12 protein-coding genes are annotated in these 15,042 nt (G+C 33.8%); 7 read left to right on the top strand and 5 right to left on the bottom strand.

Annotation, left to right across the window (positions count from 1 at the left end):
• Window positions 1-99 precede the first annotated feature (99 nt).
• Window positions 100-2,052: an ATP-dependent zinc metalloprotease FtsH gene (gene ftsH, locus FA046_RS14420; RefSeq protein ID WP_136827239.1), complete on the top strand. Its 1,953-nt coding sequence runs from the start codon at window positions 100-102 to the stop codon at window positions 2,050-2,052.
• A 45-nt stretch (window positions 2,053-2,097) separates the two neighbouring features.
• Here the strand turns inward: ftsH and FA046_RS14415 are convergent, their stop codons facing one another.
• Window positions 2,098-5,658 (bottom strand): PAS domain S-box protein, encoded by a 3,561-nt coding sequence (locus FA046_RS14415; RefSeq protein WP_136827238.1) that lies wholly within the window; start codon window positions 5,656-5,658, stop codon window positions 2,098-2,100.
• Window positions 5,659-6,044: 386 nt separating this feature from the next.
• Between FA046_RS14415 and FA046_RS14410 the strand changes: the two genes are divergently transcribed.
• Complete coding sequence (locus tag FA046_RS14410) at window positions 6,045-7,538, top strand: NAD(P)H-hydrate dehydratase (RefSeq protein WP_136827237.1); 1,494 nt, start codon at window positions 6,045-6,047, stop codon at window positions 7,536-7,538.
• Between the two features lie 170 nt (window positions 7,539-7,708).
• Window positions 7,709-8,329: a PNPOx family protein gene (locus FA046_RS14405; protein WP_136827236.1), complete on the top strand. Its 621-nt coding sequence runs from the start codon at window positions 7,709-7,711 to the stop codon at window positions 8,327-8,329.
• Here FA046_RS14405 and FA046_RS14400 read toward each other — a convergent pair.
• From FA046_RS14400 to FA046_RS14385, 4 genes are all read right to left on the bottom strand, one after another.
• The gene (locus FA046_RS14400; RefSeq protein WP_136827235.1) at window positions 8,326-9,162 is read right to left on the bottom strand and encodes an anti-sigma factor; all 837 of its coding nucleotides are present in this window, start codon (window positions 9,160-9,162) and stop codon (window positions 8,326-8,328) included. The two genes, FA046_RS14405 and FA046_RS14400, sit on opposite strands and share 4 nt — an antisense overlap.
• 1 nt (window position 9,163) lies before the next feature.
• Window positions 9,164-9,715, bottom strand: coding sequence for an RNA polymerase sigma factor (locus tag FA046_RS14395; protein ID WP_136827234.1), 552 nt, complete (start codon window positions 9,713-9,715; stop codon window positions 9,164-9,166).
• Between the two features lie 26 nt (window positions 9,716-9,741).
• Window positions 9,742-10,620, bottom strand: a complete 879-nt coding sequence (lipA, locus tag FA046_RS14390) for a lipoyl synthase (protein ID WP_136827233.1) — start codon at window positions 10,618-10,620, stop codon at window positions 9,742-9,744.
• A 175-nt stretch (window positions 10,621-10,795) separates the two neighbouring features.
• Window positions 10,796-12,409 (bottom strand): ABC transporter substrate-binding protein, encoded by a 1,614-nt coding sequence (locus tag FA046_RS14385; RefSeq protein ID WP_136827232.1) that lies wholly within the window; start codon window positions 12,407-12,409, stop codon window positions 10,796-10,798.
• An 88-nt stretch (window positions 12,410-12,497) separates the two neighbouring features.
• Here FA046_RS14385 and FA046_RS14380 point away from each other — a divergent pair, with 88 nt between their 5' ends.
• The 4 genes from FA046_RS14380 to nth all read left to right on the top strand — a co-directional run bounded on the left by FA046_RS14380 (window position 12,498) and on the right by nth (window position 14,965).
• On the top strand, window positions 12,498-13,424 hold the full coding sequence (locus FA046_RS14380) for a cobalamin-binding protein (protein ID WP_136827231.1): 927 nt from the start codon (window positions 12,498-12,500) through the stop codon (window positions 13,422-13,424).
• 139 nt (window positions 13,425-13,563) lie between these two features.
• Window positions 13,564-13,869: a nucleotidyltransferase family protein gene (locus FA046_RS14375; RefSeq protein WP_205943663.1), complete on the top strand. Its 306-nt coding sequence runs from the start codon at window positions 13,564-13,566 to the stop codon at window positions 13,867-13,869.
• Window positions 13,859-14,194, top strand: a complete 336-nt coding sequence (locus tag FA046_RS14370) for a HepT-like ribonuclease domain-containing protein (protein ID WP_136827230.1) — start codon at window positions 13,859-13,861, stop codon at window positions 14,192-14,194. Before FA046_RS14375 ends, FA046_RS14370 begins: the two co-directional genes overlap by 11 nt.
• Window positions 14,195-14,212: 18 nt before the next feature.
• Window positions 14,213-14,965, top strand: a complete 753-nt coding sequence (gene nth, locus FA046_RS14365; RefSeq protein WP_136827229.1) for an endonuclease III — start codon at window positions 14,213-14,215, stop codon at window positions 14,963-14,965.
• Window positions 14,966-15,042 lie beyond the last annotated feature (77 nt).

Here is a 15,042-nt window from a genome sequence, read left to right as displayed (position 1 = left end):
AAATTTATCGCTTTAAAATTCAAGCGATGATCAACTCAATCAGGCTTTTAACTGATTGCTATCATTACTTTATCCTCCTAATTTCTTAAACTTTACAGGATGAATCCCAAGCCAAAAAAAACTACCCTTCGGCAGAGTTCCAAAGAAAATCAACCTGTTGAAAAACGATTTAAATGGTGGTTTCTTTATCTTGTAGTTTTTGGCTTATTATTCTTTCTTCCCTACTTTACTGCTACACCCGGAAAAGAAATTACTTGGCAGTATTTTGAGCAAAATATATTGAGTAAAAAAATAGTCGAAAAACTGGTGGTCATTAATAATGAAAAGGTTGAAGTTTACCTTAAAGAGAAACCAGCAAAAGACCCATTTTCTAGAGTGAGTACTAGTGGGCAGCCTCAATACTCCTTTAGTATTGGTTCTTTAGAATCTTTTGAACATAAAATGGAATTGGCCGAAAAAGATTTTTTACCCAAAGATAAAATTCCGGTGACTTATGTAAAATATACCAATTGGTTTTTAAACAGCTTAGGCTGGATTTTACCGCTTATTTTAATCATCGCTTTTTGGGCCTATTTTATTAGAAGATGGAGTAGTAGTGCCGCAGAAGGAAATTCGGTTTTTAATTTTGGAAAATCTACCGCAACCTTAATAGAAAAGAAAAAAAGCGACCTTACTTTTAAAGATGTAGCCGGCTTAGAAGAAGCAAAAGTAGAGATTATAGAAATTGTTAGTTTTTTAAAAAACCCAACAGTATTTACCAAATTAGGCGCAAAAATACCAAAAGGAGTTGTACTGGTTGGCCCACCCGGAACCGGCAAAACCCTTTTAGCCAAAGCTGTTGCTGGCGAAGCACAAGTTCCTTTTTTTACCTTATCAGGATCGGAATTTGTAGAAATGTTTGTGGGTGTTGGTGCTTCTAGAGTAAGAGATTTATTTAAAAGAGCTAAGGAAAAAGCCCCCTGCATTATATTTATTGATGAGATTGATGCCATAGGAAGATCAAGAGGGAAAGGCACTTTTTTAAGTGGCGCAAATGATGAAAGAGAAAGTACCCTCAATCAATTACTTACCGAAATGGATGGCTTTGGGACCAATAGTGGCGTAATTGTGTTGGCCGCAACTAACCGGGCTGATTTATTAGACGCTGCCCTTTTGAGGCCCGGCAGGTTTGATAGGCACATTTATTTAGAACTTCCAAATAAAAAAGAAAGAGAAGAGATTTTTGCAGTACACTTAAAGCCCTTGGTAACAGATGGTAAAGTAGATATTAATTTCCTAGCCAGTCAAACTCCTGGTTTCTCGGGTGCTGATATTGCCAATATTTGTAATGAAGCTGCCTTAATAGCCGCCAGAAAAAAGAATGAATATGTAAATAAATCTGATTTTTTAGATGCCATAGACCGTGTAGTTGCCGGATTAGAAAAAAGGAGTAAAATTATCTCGCCCGATGAGAAAAAAATAATTGCTTACCATGAAGCTGGCCATGCGGTAGTAAGCTGGTTATTAAAAAATGTAGATCCTTTAGTTAAAGTTTCCATCATTCCAAGGGGCAAATCTTTAGGTTCTGCTTGGTATTTGCCCGAAGAAAAACAATTAAAAAGTAAAGCTGCTTTTATAGACAGTTTATGCGCCACCTTGGGAGGAAGAGCTGCAGAAGAAATAATTTTTAATGAAACCACTTCTGGTGCTTTAGACGATTTAGAAAAAGTAACTAAAGAAGCCTATATGATGGTAACTTATTATGGGTTTAACCAAAAGTTAGGTAATATTAGCTATTATGATTCTACAGGGCAAAGAGATAGCGGAATACAAAAACCATTTAGCGAAGAAACCGGTAAATTAATTGATGAAGAAGTAAGAAAACTGGTAGCCGAAGTTTATGAACGAAGTAAAAATATCCTCAAAGAAAATAAAGAAAATTTAAAAGCTGTTGCAGAATTATTGCTCAAAAAAGAAATCATTTTTAAAGAAGATTTAGAAAAAATCTTAGGTGACAGAACCGCTAATTTATCAACACCAAAAAAGAATAAAACAGAATCTATTGAAGTCTAAGATTCTGCTTTGTTGAGTTTTATTTTAAAAAAGGCGCTGAAAGCCTTAATCCAACTTCTGTAAAAAATCATTAATTAAGAAAGTTACAAGCTTTATTTCTTCTGTTACTCTTTCTAACAAATCGTTAGTTTGGGTGATCTCTAAATGATCTAAATATTCAAATTCGCGGGCTATTTTAGATAAAACATTCATTCCTGTTCCAGCGGCGGTACCAAAAAGTTTATGCCCACTGGCGTTTAATGCTGCTAAATCTTGGTTGGCAAGTTGTTGTTCCATCATTGTTAAAGAATCTTGTATCGATTTTAAAACAAGATTTAATATCTCTATTAATGATTCTTTATCGTTATCAACAAATTCTTTTACCATTTCGGCATCAAAATGGGGGTCAACTTCTACATTATTTTCATTTTCCATACTAATTAGAGTAGTGTCTTCTAAATCATTATTCCATTTAACAAGTAAAGCTGCAATATCATCTTCAACAAAAGGCTTAGATAAAAAATCGTCCATTCCGGCAGCTAAGCATTTTTCTTTTTCTCCTTTTATATTGGCCGCAGTTAAGGCAATAATTGGGATATGCTTGCCATTTGCTAAAGCCCTTATTTTTTGGGTGGCTTCATAGCCATTCATTACTGGCATTTGAATATCCATAAAAACAATATCAGGCCGTAAGGCAGAAAACAATCTAACGGCTTCTAATCCATCATTAGCTTCTATAATTTCTGCAAGAGGGACAATTCTTTGGATAATAGTTTTAGCCAAAAGCTTGTTCACTAAATTATCTTCTACCACCAATACCTTTAACCTTTGCGCTAACATTTTAAAGATATTGATAGACTCACTTTCTGAAAGAATTGCTTCTTTTTTAATTTGATTTATATTTTCCCAAACCATAGGCAAGCCATGTTCTGTTTTTAATTTTAAATCAAAGAAAAAAGTACTGCCCTGCTCTGGCTCGCTTTTAAGCTGTAATTGACTATTCATTAAGCCTAACAACTTGTTAGAAATGGTGAGTCCTAATCCTGTGCCACCATATTTTTTTGTGGTAGAAGCGTCTTCCTGAGAAAAAGCCTCAAATATCTTACTCTGCTTATCTTCCTGAATCCCAATTCCGGTATCTCTTACTTCAAACCTAAGGTTAATTTCATTAGCTGAAGGATCATCTAACGCTGTTATTTTTAATTCTATCTCTCCTTTATCAGTGAATTTCACTGCATTTCCTAAAAGATTTACTAAAACTTGCTTTAACCTTACCGCATCTACCCAAATAAACCTTGGTAAATTAACCGAAATATTAAGCAATAACTCTAATCCCTTATTTTGTACTTGATAGCTTATAATATCAATAGCCTGACTACTAATTTCGTACAAATCGGTTTTATCAACATCTAACTCTAATTTTCCTGCCTCTATTTTAGAAAAATCAAGAATATCATTAATAATTAGTAATAAAGAATTAGCAGATTGATTAACAATAGAAAGATATTGATGCTGTGTGCTATTTAAATTTGTTTTCAGTACCAAATCTGTAAACCCAATCACGCCATTTAAAGGGGTACGAATTTCATGACTCATATTGGCCAAAAATTCTGATTTAGCAATACTTGCATCTTCGGCTAAAATTTTTGCCTTTTCTAATTCTTCTCTATGAGCAATAGATTCGGTAATATCCTGAGTAAATATCATTACACCACCTACTGTGGCATCAAATTTATACCAAGGTCTTATTTCAAATTGTAAATATTGGTCATCCGCTCCTTCAACCTTTCTCAAGTATTCATCATCTTTTTCTATATCACCTTTAAGGCATCTTGCAAAAACCGCTTTCCACTCATCAGTAATATGTGGAAATACCTCAAAATGAGAAACTCCAATAATCTCTTTATCTTTTAAATGATAATCTTCTATCCATCGTTTACTTACCGCTATATATTTCATGTCAGTATCAAACATGGCTACGGCCGCAGGGGCATGATCTACAAAAGCTCTTAACCTTGATTTTTGATTAAGCAAAGCTTCCTCTACTTTCTTTTTATCATTAATATCCTGAAAAGTACCGTATAATCTTTTGCAAACACCATCCTTAAACTCTGGAGTACCAATTGTTCTCACCCACAATAGCTCGCCATTGGCTGTTTTAATTTTTAACTCTAAATCGTAAGCAATACCCTTATTTATGGCCTTTTCTACAGCACAATTTATTAAATCTATACTAGTCCCTTCAAAAAAAGAAATAGCCGTCTCATAAGTTGGTACATAATCAAGTGAAACGCCATGGATAGATTTGGTCATATCAGACCAATATATTTTATTGCTTTGTAAGTTAATGTTCCAACTTCCAATTCTGGCAGCTTCATTAGTATGCTCCATCATTTCTTTGGTCCATTTTAAATCAGCTTCTAACCTGTGCCTTTCTGTTATATCAATAGAATTACCTATAATATATTTATTTCCGTCTGCATCCTCCTCAACCACATTACTAAATAACCAAATCATTAAACTACCGTTCTTATTCTTGGTATGCATTATTCCTTTAGCTATACCCTTTTCAAGTATAAGGGCTAAATAGCGTTCCAATTCTTGGTGATGGCTGGCTGGTACTACATCAAAAAGACTCATTTTAGTCATCTCTTCTGGCAAATAGCCTAAAGATTCGGCTCCAGAACTATTTACGGTTAAAAAATTTCCAGCAACATCATGTGTACACATAAAGCCCTGCGAATTTTCAAAAAACGACCTTAATTTATGTTCAGAATTAGTGAGTAAAATTTCCTTCTGCTTTTCTAAGGTGAGGTCTCTGCCTATTGAAAACAAATAGCCTGTAGAAACCTCTGGGGCGGTAGCCCACTGTATGTATTTATAAGTCCCATCATTACATCTTAAACGATTGATAAAACTCACTGCCACAATTCCTTTTTCTAACTGGTCTATCTCTAATTTAGTCTTCACCACATCATCAGGATGGGTAAGATCTAGAAAAGAAATTTTAAGTAAATAACTTTCATCCCAACCCAATAACTCGTTAAAAGCAGGATTCACTTTTTTAAAAAAACCATCGGTCCCGGCAACACAAATTAAATCGTTGGTTAATTTAAAAAGCTTATTAAAATATTTAAATTCCTGACTATTTCTGCGTTCTTGAATCAGTTCTATTGCAAAATCTGCCAACAACTTTAAAGCTTGCTTTTGGTGGGCATTTAACTTTTTTGGTACTGTATCTATTACACAAATTGTCCCTAAAGCATTTCCTAACTGATCAATTAATGGGTAACCCGCATAAAACCTAATCTGAGGATCTGAAACTACTAAAGGATTATATTTAAACCGCTCATCTTTAGAGGCATCTTCTACCTCCATTAATTCGTTCCCTAAAATTGTATAACTACAAAAAGCAAGTTCTTTAGGTGTTTCACTAATATCAATCCCTGTTTTTGACTTAAACCACTGACGATGATCATCTAACAGACAAATCAAAGAAACATTAGTTTCGCAAATAGCCGACGCCAAAGTAGTAAGCCTGTCAAATTCCTTTTCTGGCAAAGTATCCAGAATCTTGTAATTTAACAGCGCTTTTAATCTATCTTGTTCGTTAGAAAGAATGGACATTAAAACGGTTTAATAAAATAAATGATAGTTGTAATACTTATTTCTCTACGTTAAACGTATAGCAAAAGTTGTGATTTTGTAAATATATACTGTTTTAGACAGAATGAGTATCATTTTTATCACCAAAAAATAAAGAAAATAATAATTAGAAAAGCATTTCCATCTTTCTTAACTTCTGGCTACCTTCTTTCCACTCATACGCCACAAGGCATTAAGCTCTCCCCCCTTTCAATAGCCCTTTTATGGCCGGTATCCGTTTCAATAAGGTTTATTTAACGCATTACATTGCTTTTTATTAAATACTTACCTAAATTTTAATATGTTGTTTTAAACAAGAATAATTCTAAATTTAAAAATGAAATTTTCATAGCTAATAATACTCTTCTATGTTAAAGCTACTTACTGCACAGCAAACTCACCAAGTTGATCAATACACCATCATAAATGAACCCATTCGCTCTTCTGATTTAATGGAAAGAGCAGCCAAAGCTTTCACCAAAGTTTTTATAGAGAAATTTATGGATCGTAAAAACTCCATTATCATTTTTTGTGGCAAAGGGAATAATGGCGGTGATGGTTTGGCTATAGCCCGATTATTATTAGACGAAGGTTATACTTTAATTCAGGTTTTTATTGCAGATTTTACTGAAAAATCTACCGAAGATTTTGAACATAACTTAGATCGTTTACAGCTAAAAGAAGCTGCTATTTCTAATTTAAGATCATCTAATGATATTGATATTCAACAAGCTGACGTAATTATTGATGCTTTATTAGGCTCAGGCTTAAACAAACCTTTAACTGCCGAATGGGAAAAACTTGTTAAAAAAATCAATCAATTCCCAGGTTATAAAATCAGTGTAGATGTTCCTACCGGGATGCCCTGCGAAGGCGAACTATTTAATGATAGCATCATCAAATCTGATTGGACCATTACTTTTCAACGCCCAAAACTAAATTTCTTATTACCTATTTCTAGCCCATATATTAAGGAATGGAAAGTGGTTAATATTGGTTTAAATGAGAATTTTATTCAAAGTACTTCCTCTCCCTATTATTGGTTTTGGAAAGGCGATGTTCAAAATTACATCAAAGCTCGTCAGCCTTTTGAGCATAAAGGGCTTTTAGGACATGCTTTAATTATTGCTGGCGCAGATGAAACCATGGGAGCCGCTTTATTGTGTACCGAAGCTTGCCACAGAAGCGGAGCCGGCTTAACAACCGCTCTTATTCCAGAAAGTGGCTTAAGAGCTCTAAATACTCGTGTGCCCGAGGCTATGTATTGCTCTAAGCTCTCTTTTTTAGAAGCTGATTTAGAGAAATATAAAGTGATTGGTATAGGGCCCGGCTTAGGAATATCAGAAAAAGCCGTTGAACTCTTGAAGATGGTATTAACCCATTTTAAAAAACCAATAGTAATTGATGCCGATGCTTTAAATATTTTAGCAAAACATCAAGATTTAATAACGCTTATTCCTCAAAATTCTGTGCTTACCCCACACATGAAAGAATTTGACCGACTTTTTGGAGAGCAAGAAAGTTGGTGGCAAAGAATTGAAAACGCCTTTAAACAAGCAACTAAATTAAAAGTGTTTATTGTTTTAAAAAACAGATCCACTATGATTTTTACTCCTGATGGCATTTGTTATTTCAATTCATCAGGTTCGCCAGCTATGGCTAGTGGCGGCATGGGCGATGTTTTAACCGGAATGATTACCAGCTTACTAGCGCAAAGATACAGCGTAGAAAAAGCAGTTCAATTAGCCGTTTTTAGTCATGGTTATGCTGGTGAGCAATTAGCGCAAAAAATGTACGTGGTACCGGCAACCAATTTAATTAAACAAATTCCTTTTGTGTTAAGAGAGTTATTGCCTAAATAAGGTTAACTAGTTTTTATTTTTTTGATGCGCTAAAGATTGAAGAGACATCCTTTTAATTTGATTTTAGATTTGTCAACGCTCTAATAAATTGGCAAGAGAGTTGACAAATCTTTTAAACGCCCAAATTAAAATCTCTTTAAACTCTTTTACAAATACGCTGTTAATAAAACATGCAAAATACTGTCATCATTAACGACATCCCTTATAATTTAGATGGAATTTTAGCCGATTGCTGGCATAGATTAATAAACGGAGTAAAATCATCCAAACATCCTTTCCATTGCCCTACTTTAGGAACTGTTAATAATGATGAGGTGGAATTGAGAACGGTTGTTTTACGCAAAATAATTCCTGCAGAAAGAACTTTGATTTTCCACTCTGATGAGCGCTCACCAAAAATTGATCAAATTAGAAAGAACAATAAAATCAGCTGGTTATTTTATGATGAAAAATCAAGAATACAAATCAGATTAAAAGCAAAAGCCACCATACATCATTTAGATGATATTGCCTTAAGCCGATGGAAAGATTCGAGATTAGAAAGCAGAAGATGTTATTTAGTAACCCCCGCTCCTTCTGTATTAATAGATTTCCCTGAAGACGGATTACCAAAGAACTTAGAAGTTAAGGATCTTACCGAAGAAAATGTTGCAGAAGGGTTTCAGAATTTTGTAGTCGTAAAAACCAAAGTAACAAGTATAGATTGGCTTTTTTTAAATCATGTTGGACATAGAAGAGCCCAGTTTCTTTATGAAGAAAATGAGGTTAAAAAGGAATGGATGCTACCTTAAATAGTAGCACCCATTACCATCATTTTATCCATCGTAGGATTCACGCTTCCGCCTCTTGGTTCTAATGTAACCGCAAATGCTTGTGCTACCCCTATTGCTTTCATTGTTATTAATCCTGCTGTTTTGTTTTCGGCATCAAAAACACCTAAATCAACCGGTTTACCATCTACTAAAGCCCATAATTGGTATTGATGATCTTGATCATTTATCGGCATTTTCATGCTGCGCATATCAATCATTACTTTTTGTTGCTTCGGATTCCAAGCTACTAAAATATTAGATTCAGGAGAATTTGCAGTTCCATTAAGCTTTACCATTTTAAAATCAGCATTCGTAAAAATATTTAATGCTTCATCACTTACGGTAACTTTTTGGTCTAAATAATTTACTCTATTAGCAAAACTTTGATTGCTAGTTTGTAATTGCGCAATTTGCTGTTTTGAGTCTTTTAAACTGTTGTTTAAATTTACAATAGCCACAACACTTACCAATAATAAAGCAACACAGGCAGCTAATGATAATTTATAAAAATTTAAATTAGAGTTATTTAAAGGGATAACTTTAGCTTCTGCTTTTGTTTCATCAACATCACCCTCATCTTCGTCAGAAAATGAAAGTTGATTAAAAAACTGCTCTTTTACTTTATTTGAAGGTACTGTAGCAAAGTTTTCTGCAACCGCACTCATTACCTTTTCAATCTCATCCAATTCGGTTTTTACCTCTGGATGTAGCTTAGACATCGCCTCTACGTCTGATCTTTCTTCAGCACTAAGGTCTCCTAAAACGTAAAGTTCTAAAATGCCCGATTCAATATATGTTTTAACGCTTTCCACCTTATTTAAAATAATTTCTCAATTCAATAATGCCCATTCTTAAACGGGTTTTAACTGTTCCTAAAGGAATTTCGAGTTCTTCTGAAACCTCAACATGGGTATAACCTTTAAAATAAATCATATCAACAATTACTTGTTGCTCTGGTCTAAGTTTTTGGATAAGATCTTTTAAACCAATGTGTTCTGGCTTGTAAACCGAGTTCCTCTGTTCATCAATTGAATTTACGTGGTTTTCTAAATCTTGGTTTTTAGAATGGTTACGATAATCTTTAGATCTTACCTTGTCTATTGCTAAATTACGAGCAACATTCACCATCCAAGTAAATAAACGACCTTTTGTGGGATCATATTGCGGTATAGAATTCCAAATTTTCACCAAAGCTTCTTGCAAAACATCTTCGGCAATCTCTTGATCAACTATTACCCTGCTGATAATACCCATTAGAGATGCCGAGTACATTTCGTACAAGGCATCGGCCCCAATTTTTTTCCTTTGCTGTAGCGCCGCTACCAACTCAGGCTCTTCTAAAAATATTTTTTTTGTTTTAATCACAATCAGACTAATATATAGAGGATAATTTAAAAATCAAATAAATGCTTTTCGGCATGATAAGAAGATCTTACCAAAGGTCCACTTTCTACATATTTGAAACCCATCTCTTTTCCTGCTTGTTTGTAAAAAGCAAATTGATCTGGATGTACCCAATCTATTACCGGATGATGATTTTTTGTTGGTTGCATGTATTGGCCAATAGTTAAAACATGAACCCCTGCTTCAAGTAAATCTTGCATGGTTTCTAAAACGTCAGATTCAGTTTCGCCCAAACCCAGCATAATTCCTGATTTTGTTCTTAAACCAAATTCCGAAATACGTTTTAAGCATTCCATACTTCTATCGTATTTAGCTTGTACCCTTACTTCTTTAGTTAACCTTCTAACGGTTTCTATGTTATGAGAAACCACTTCTGGTCTTTCTTCGCAAACTCTGTATAAATTATCCCAAACTCCTTTAAAATCCGGAATTAAGGTTTCCATGGTAGTCCCCGGACTTTCTCTGCGAATGGCACTAATGGTTTCGGCCCAAATAATAGAACCGCCATCTTTTAAATCATCTCTATCTACAGAAGTAATTACCGCATGTTTCACGCTCATTAATTTAATAGAGTTTGCCACCCGATTAGGCTCATCCAAATCAACCGCTAATGGCCTACCTGTAGCTACGGCACAAAAAGAGCATGAACGGGTACAAATGTTACCTAAAATCATGAAAGTGGCAGTTCCTGCACCCCAACATTCGCCCATATTAGGGCAATTTCCGCTTTCGCAGATGGTGTGTAATTTATGCTCATCAACCAAGCCACGTACGTGTGCGTACTCTTTTCCAATTGGGAGTTTAACCCTTAACCAATCGGGTTTTCGTTGTAACTGGCTTGCCGAAATTACGGGTAAGTCTATCATAGTCGCAAAAATACAGATACTTTAATTAATTTTTATGTGGATATACTGTAAAGTTTAAAGGTAACATCTAGTATTCAAAATAGTTTAAAAATGTCAACCTGCATTTATTTCTACTATTATAAAGGTTAATCTTTTTGTGATTTTTATCCCAATAATTTGGAGATAAACATATTTTTCAATCCTTTTTCACCTTTTTTAAAACTACCAAATTTTGAGCATTCTTACTAAAACCACTAATATTGTTTTGATACATATTAATAAATTCATCGTAAAACAAAACCACCACAGGCGCTTCATCCATCACCAACTGATCCATTTTTTGATAAAGTTTAAACCTTTCTTCATCGTCTTTCACAAAATTTAACTGCTCAAAAAGCACATCAAACTCCTTATGATTAAAACTAGTATAGTTTGGACCAATAGGAACGTAATTTTTAGAATAAAACATAGAAAGATAAATTTCTCCATCAGCATAATCGGCAATCCAACTTCCTCTAAAAAAATTCACTTGGCGCTTGGCAATTACTTCTCTTAATGAAGCGCTTTGGTTTACTTCAATTTTTGTTTTAATGCCTACATTGTTTAACTCGCCTTGAATAAATTCTATCAAATCTTTGTAAGTGGTGGTGGTGCTTAAAGTAATCTCGCTCATTCCTTTTCCATTTGGGAAACCTGCCTCTTTCAACAATTGTCTCGCTTTTGCAGGATTATAACTATAACCTTTTACCGCTTTAGCGTCAAAACCTGGCATTCCAGCGGGAATAAAACCCGATGATCCTGGTATTCCAATACTGTTTCTTAAGTATTTAACCAATCGCTCTTTATTAATAGCGTAATTAATGGCCTGTCTTATTTTTTTATATTTAAGTGGCGAATTTTTCACAATTGCTAAATTGCTGTCTACCAAAATGCCTAAATACTCGGTATTGAGATAAGGGCCTTTCACCATCTGAAATTTTCCTTCATACTTACTCGTCATTTTTCCACTTTTAGTGAGAATATCATCGCGATAGCTCCCATCTATACTGTTAAAAAAATCTAATTTCTTTTTAATAAATTCCATAAAAGCAGTTTGCTTATCTGGAATAAAAGTAGCTTTTACGGCATCTAAATAAGGTAATTGAACCCCATCAGCATCCCTTTCAAAATAATTTTCATTCTTTAATAAGACTAAAACTTCGCCTTCTTTCCAGTATTTAAATTTAAACGGACCTGTACCAATAGGATGATTTCTAAACTCTTTACCATAATGTTCAGCCACTTCAAATGGAATAACCGAACAATATTGCCCAGATAGCATCGCTAAAAATGGAGGAAAAGGTTTATTTAATTGAATAATTAAGGTAGAATCATTGGTTGCAATAAAAGCTTCCTCTCCATCAACTTTATCGCTAAAAATCCAAGAACCGGAAGAAGCTGTTTTGGGATCTATAATTCTAGAAAAACTATATTTAAAATCACCTGCATTTACTTTTCTGCCTTTTTTGTTTGGGAACAAAGCATCATCATGAAAATAAACATCGTTTCTTAAATGAAAAATATATTGCTTTCCATCTGCTGATATTTCCCAACTTTTAGCCACACAAGGTTTTATTTGTAAGCTATCATCAATTTGAACCAAACCATTAAAAATTTGGTTGGTCATCCAAAGTACATTTTGGTTACGAGCAAAAGCGGGATCTAAAGATGTTAAACCCTGATCTAAATTAAGGGTAAACACTTTTTTATCTTCTTTTTTTGATCCCGAATGGCAAGCCATCAAAAACGAAACAATAACAAAGCAAATCATGTTATTTTGGATACCAAAAAGGGATTTAGAAAAGCGGAATAAGCTCATTAGACCATTCAAATTTTTATATTTGCCAAAATACTCATAAATGCACAAGAAAAGAATCATTTCCTTATTACCTGCAGCTACAGAAATTATTTGTGCTTTAGGTTTAGAAGACAACTTAGTTGGCCGTTCTCACGAATGTGATTTCCCTTTAAGTGTAAAAGAATTGCCTGTTTGTTCTGATGCTAAATTTGTATCTGGCAACAGCAGTGTAGAAATAGACCGCCAAGTGAAGGAAATTTTATCAGACGCTTTATCTATCTACAAAATTGACAAAGCACTCATAGAATCTTTAAAACCAGATATTATCATCACCCAAGCACAATGTGAAGTGTGTGCGGTTTCTGAAAAAGATGTGGAAGAAGCCCTGAGTGATTTACTTAAAAACAACACCCGATTAATTTCTTTACAGCCCAATACTTTAACTGATATTTTTAGGGAAATAAAAGAAACTGCCGTAATTTTAGAGATTGAAGAAACTGGGAATCAACTTATAGAAGACTTACAAGAACGAATTGATTTAGTAAAACACAAGCTTAAATTTTTCCCAAGTAAGCCTAAAGTAGCTTGTATAGAATGGCTTTCGCCGATGATGATAGCAGGCAATTGGATTCCAGAATTGATAGAAATAGCTGGCGGAATGCCCATATTAACCGAAAACGGCAAACATTCTCCCTTTGTAACTTGGGAACAAATTTATGATGAAAACCCCGATGTTATGGTTGTTTCACCTTGCGGCTTTACTATTGACAGAACATTAAGAGAAATTGATTTGTTAATAAACTTACCCGGCTGGAGAGATTTAACAGCCGTAAAAAACAACATGATTTACATTGCCGATGGTAACGCCTATTTTAATCGCAGCGGCCCAAGAGTGGTTGATACCATAGAAATGCTTGCCGAGATGATTACTCCTAAATATTTGGTTTTTGGTTATGAAGGGGAAGGTTGGATTAAGTTTGAGAGTTAAGCTAAAAGTTGAAAGTAAAGAGTTTAAAGTAATAAGTTGAATTTGAAAAGAAATAAACATCAATTAACCAACTATTTAACTTTATAATTACTAAAATATGTTTAGTCAAAAAATAAAATTCTTAAATTTATAATTGATTATGATGTATAGATTAGAAAAATATACTGCGGATATTGTAAATCTTTGTAAAAAATATAAAGTTAAAAGTCTGTACGCTTTCGGCTCTGTTTTAAATGACAACTTCAACGAATCTAGTGATATTGACCTAATTGTTGATTTCTCTAATATTGAGGTAGAGGATTATGCAGATAATTACTTTGATTTTAAGTTCTCATTACAAGATATACTTAAAAGACCAATTGACCTGTTGGAAGAAAAAGCCATTAAAAACCCTTATCTAAGACAATCAATAAACCAAAACAAACAGCTTGTTTATGGACAATGATGTAAATACATGGCTTTATGATATGTTAAATGCCATTGATGAAATAGACTCTTTCTTCTTAAACCAACCAAAAATCTTTAAAAATTATCAAGCAGATATTAGAACAAAAAGAGCTGTAGAAAGAAATGTAGAGATCATTGGAGAGGCAATGAATAGAATATTAAAAAAAGATTCTTTAATTTTAATTTCAAACTCAAGAAAGCTGGTAGATGTAAGAAATAGAATAATTCATGGTTATGATTCCGTTTCTGATGATGTAATTTGGGGATTAGTTATAAAACATATTCCTCAATTAAAAATCGAGATTATTGCGTTAATCAAATAATCATTTACAAAATTATTCATGTTAAAAACAGATCGTTACAAAGCCTTTGTTGATTATTTTTCAACCCATCAACCAATAGCAGAAACCGAATTACATTATACCAATCCGTTTGAATTATTAATTGCAGTTATTCTTTCGGCTCAATGCACTGATAAACGCATCAATCAAATTACCCCTAAACTATTCGAACGCTTTCCAACACCAGAATCATTAGCTGCGGCAACCTCTGATGAAGTTTTCACTTATATACGTTCAGTAAGTTATCCTAATAATAAAGCCAAGCATTTAGTAGGCATGGCAAAAATTTTGGTGGAAGAATTTAAAGGCATAGTACCAGAAGACATTAACGATTTACAAAAAATGCCTGGTGTAGGCAGAAAAACGGCTAATGTGATTGCATCTGTGATATACAACGCCCCTACCATGGCGGTAGATACGCATGTGTTTAGAGTTTCTAACAGATTAGGCTTAACCACTGCTGCAAAAACCCCATTAGCCGTAGAAAAGCAATTGGTAAAATATCTTCCTGAAGAGAAAATTCATATTGCGCACCATTGGCTCATATTACATGGTCGCTATATTTGTTTAGCCCGAAGTCCAAAATGTGAGATTTGCCCAATTAGTCATTTTTGCAAATATTATGAAGCGCAAAACACTCCAGCAGCTTTAAAAAGAGCAGAAAAAGCACAAATCAAACTAAAAAAGCAAAAAGCACAAAAATTAAAGAAAGATAAAATTGCTAAAGAATTAAACAAAAGAGCCGTTAAATAGGCTTTTTACTCACATTAATTTGAAAATTGAATCATCTTAATTAAGTTTAAAATAATAAATTTTAAAATGCCAAAAAT

This window comes from Pedobacter cryophilus (assembly GCF_005116455.1).
GTDB lineage: Bacteria > Bacteroidota > Bacteroidia > Sphingobacteriales > Sphingobacteriaceae > Pseudopedobacter > Pseudopedobacter cryophilum.
Note: the sequence above shows the minus strand (reverse complement) of the source record. Positions and strands in the feature narration are given on the sequence as shown.

What these genes read in the sequence shown, in the direction of transcription:
- ftsH (WP_136827239.1), top strand. Translation starts at nt 100, where the DNA reads ATGAATCCCAAGCCAAAAAAAACTACCCTTCGGCAGAGTTCCAAAGAA.
- FA046_RS14415 (WP_136827238.1), bottom strand. Translation starts at nt 5,658, where the DNA reads ATGTCCATTCTTTCTAACGAACAAGATAGATTAAAAGCGCTGTTAAAT.
- FA046_RS14410 (WP_136827237.1), top strand. Translation starts at nt 6,045, where the DNA reads ATGTTAAAGCTACTTACTGCACAGCAAACTCACCAAGTTGATCAATAC.
- FA046_RS14405 (WP_136827236.1), top strand. Translation starts at nt 7,709, where the DNA reads ATGCAAAATACTGTCATCATTAACGACATCCCTTATAATTTAGATGGA.
- lipA (WP_136827233.1), bottom strand. Translation starts at nt 10,620, where the DNA reads ATGATAGACTTACCCGTAATTTCGGCAAGCCAGTTACAACGAAAACCC.
- FA046_RS14385 (WP_136827232.1), bottom strand. Translation starts at nt 12,409, where the DNA reads ATGATTTGCTTTGTTATTGTTTCGTTTTTGATGGCTTGCCATTCGGGA.
- FA046_RS14380 (WP_136827231.1), top strand. Translation starts at nt 12,498, where the DNA reads ATGCACAAGAAAAGAATCATTTCCTTATTACCTGCAGCTACAGAAATT.
- FA046_RS14375 (WP_205943663.1), top strand. Translation starts at nt 13,564, where the DNA reads ATGATGTATAGATTAGAAAAATATACTGCGGATATTGTAAATCTTTGT.
- FA046_RS14370 (WP_136827230.1), top strand. Translation starts at nt 13,859, where the DNA reads ATGGACAATGATGTAAATACATGGCTTTATGATATGTTAAATGCCATT.
- nth (WP_136827229.1), top strand. Translation starts at nt 14,213, where the DNA reads ATGTTAAAAACAGATCGTTACAAAGCCTTTGTTGATTATTTTTCAACC.